The sequence below is a fragment of the Synechococcus sp. H55.10 genome (assembly GCF_047502715.1).
Taxonomy (GTDB): domain Bacteria; phylum Cyanobacteriota; class Cyanobacteriia; order Thermostichales; family Thermostichaceae; genus Thermostichus.
In genome coordinates this window covers 1-2646 of the sequence record NZ_JANSJJ010000179.1, presented here as the reverse complement: position 1 = coordinate 2646, position 2646 = coordinate 1, and the positions used below count along the sequence as shown (strand labels likewise).

The 2646-nt window shown below is 52.1% G+C and carries 1 protein-coding gene and 1 CRISPR repeat array; the gene reads left to right on the top strand.

All coding sequences use genetic code 11. From position 1 onward, the window contains the following. Positions 1 to 856 precede the first annotated feature (856 nt). Positions 857 to 1720: a hypothetical protein gene (locus NW858_RS10825; RefSeq protein WP_414348400.1), complete on the top strand. Its 864-nt coding sequence runs from the start codon at positions 857 to 859 to the stop codon at positions 1718 to 1720. Positions 1721 to 1831: 111 nt separating this feature from the next. After that, positions 1832 to 2606: a CRISPR direct-repeat array (repeat unit 36 nt; unit sequence GTTTCCAATTTCTAGGGATCCCCCCGAAGGGGGAAC). Between the last annotated feature and the right edge of the window lie 40 nt (positions 2607 to 2646).

Below are 2646 nucleotides of genomic sequence, written 5' to 3'. Positions count from 1 at the left end.
ATCCTGGGGCGTGGAATCAAATCCGCGTCCCAAATCGTTCCGTTTCCAATTTCTAGGGATCCCCCCGAAGGGGGAACAGGCAGTCAAAACGCAGCCCAGGGATCCCCGCGAGGTGGTGGCGGATCCCTGGAACACGATGACTACTTGACTAAACCTGACCACACCGTAGTCAGCCCTGAAAGCCTTACCCCGCAAAGGCTTGAGGGCAGCTTTGACTACTTGACTAACGGAAATGCAGAAGCAAATAAGACAGCGGATAGCGGGGCCCCCCAAGCGAGTCAACGCCCATCCTTGGCGTGGCTTTGTACGGAAAGCTGGGCGAGATTGCAGGGGAGCTGGGCGAGACGGATCTAGGGATCCCTGGATTCGAGCCTGCGTACACTCTCATCCTGGGCTGGCCGACCGGTTGCGGGCCAAGGCACAGGGAGAAGAGCCGCCTAAGCCTAACCTAAATCCACGTCAGATTGTCTTCTCTTACGCGACAGCCAAAAGCAAGAAGAAGGTGGTGGTGAAGCCGGACGGCAGCCTGCAGATCTTCAGAGCCGTTCATTAACAGGGGATTCCTTGCGGCTAGGCTGTTACAGCCGTCAGGGAGAATTGACTGGAAAAGTGGCCTCTGGCATATTACGGGACAACGTGCCAGGTCAAGTAAAATACAATGCACACGCCGAGCTGGAAGCCCCACCCCATCCTCAAATATGAGCGGAGAGACTGCTATCCCTATATAGCTCTCCCTACCCCTATCAGTCTGCAACTGAGAGGGCCAGAACTGCCCCCTCCCCCCAGAAAACCTGAGCCGCCTCAACTACCCCCTCGACCAGTCAAGCCGCAACTACCAGAGATCCCAACCCGTGTAATGGACAAGCTCCAGGCTGCCCTGTCAACTGGAGCTGGAGTTGCTGCCCTAATTGCGCTGATTATTGCTGAAGCGCCATTCTTTCTAATCTTGGCAGGGATTGCAGGCGTGGCTACCTTAGCCCAATTCTTATACGAATCCTGGACTTATGAAGAGAGAATGGAAGAATATGAGAGAAAAATGCGAAGTTATCCTCAAGAACAAAAAAGATATGAGGAGAGACTTGTCCTTTGGAGAAGAGAGTGCGATCGCATAGAGTCAGATTACAAACAACAAGTCGAAGAATATAGGCGCGAATATCAAAACAAGGTAGCTCAAATCATAAGGAACTGGGAAAATGGTCTGATATTTCAACCCCTAGATTTATGCCAACCTTTCTTAGGTCAGGGTGCTCGCGCAGGTAGGTATGATCGCCGGCTGAGAGAAGCCTTGATAATAAAGATGGAAAACCTTCCAGTTAAGTTTCTACCTGAACAATCCTCCCTAAAGGTTCCAGGATTTGATTTTCCGTATACGCCCGACATAGCAATACAAGTATCTAGTAACAATAGAACTCTACTTATCGATGTTGAAGTTGACGAACCTTGGTACCAGAACAATGGTCAGCGAGTACCACATCATGCACTAGATGACAATAGACATAGCCAGCGAGACGATTTCTTTGCAGAAAGCGGCTGGATAGTAGTTAGGTTTTCAGAAAGACAAGTAGCGATAGAAACAGAAAAATGTGCCAGCTTTGTCTGCTACCTTATTCAAGCTGTACTTACGCCAGGATTTAGGGATCCAGCTCTGTCTCTGCCGAGTGACCATAGAAGGTGGGACTCTCTCAGCGCTCTTGATGAAGAGAGAGACTTCGTTGAGTGAGGATTCCGTCCCGCTGACGCGAACGGTTGAGAGCTATTTAATGAGCTCCAAGACACGCACGCCAATCTTGACTTTTTCCGTCCAAGGCAACAAGGAAGAGGCTAGTTGGAAGTTTCCAATTTCTAGGGATCCCCCCGAAGGGGGAACCCGTCAGGCGGATCTGGCCCGGCACATTCTTGTCATGGATGTTTCCAATTTCTAGGGATCCCCCCGAAGGGGGAACTTAGTTCTAACTCAGAAGCTAAAGACAGCAATTAAGTCTTGTTTCCAATTTCTAGGGATCCCCCCGAAGGGGGAACTCCCGCCCGTGGGTGTTGGGGTGCTGGGTTCTGACCCGTTTCCAATTTCTAGGGATCCCCCCGAAGGGGGAACGCGAGGTAGCGGGCCAGCGTGGGCAGGAGCTCTTCGGTTTCCAATTTCTAGGGATCCCCCCGAAGGGGGAACCCGATGTCGAGGCCTACCGCAATGGGGATGATGTGGTGGCCGTTTCCAATTTCTAGGGATCCCCCCGAAGGGGGAACAATATCTTTGGGGATATCCTTTATCCCATGCAGAAAGGTTTCCAATTTCTAGGGATCCCCCCGAAGGGGGAACGGTGCCAAGGCCTTCTTCTTCGGTGTGGCGACCGAACAGGGTTTCCAATTTCTAGGGATCCCCCCGAAGGGGGAACATGATGAAGTGGTGGATGCGAGAACTCCACAGCCAGTTTCCAATTTCTAGGGATCCCCCCGAAGGGGGAACCTTCTTCGAACAAGCCAACTCCGGCCTGCCCATCTAGTTTCCAATTTCTAGGGATCCCCCCGAAGGGGGAACCTCAGGATCTCCTGACGGACGAGGTCGCCCCGCTGAAGTTTCCAATTTCTAGGGATCCCCCCGAAGGGGGAACACGGGGAAACCTATGCGGAAATCGTCGTCTATAAAGACGG

What these genes read in the sequence shown, in the direction of transcription:
- NW858_RS10825 (WP_414348400.1), top strand. Translation starts at nt 857, where the DNA reads ATGGACAAGCTCCAGGCTGCCCTGTCAACTGGAGCTGGAGTTGCTGCC.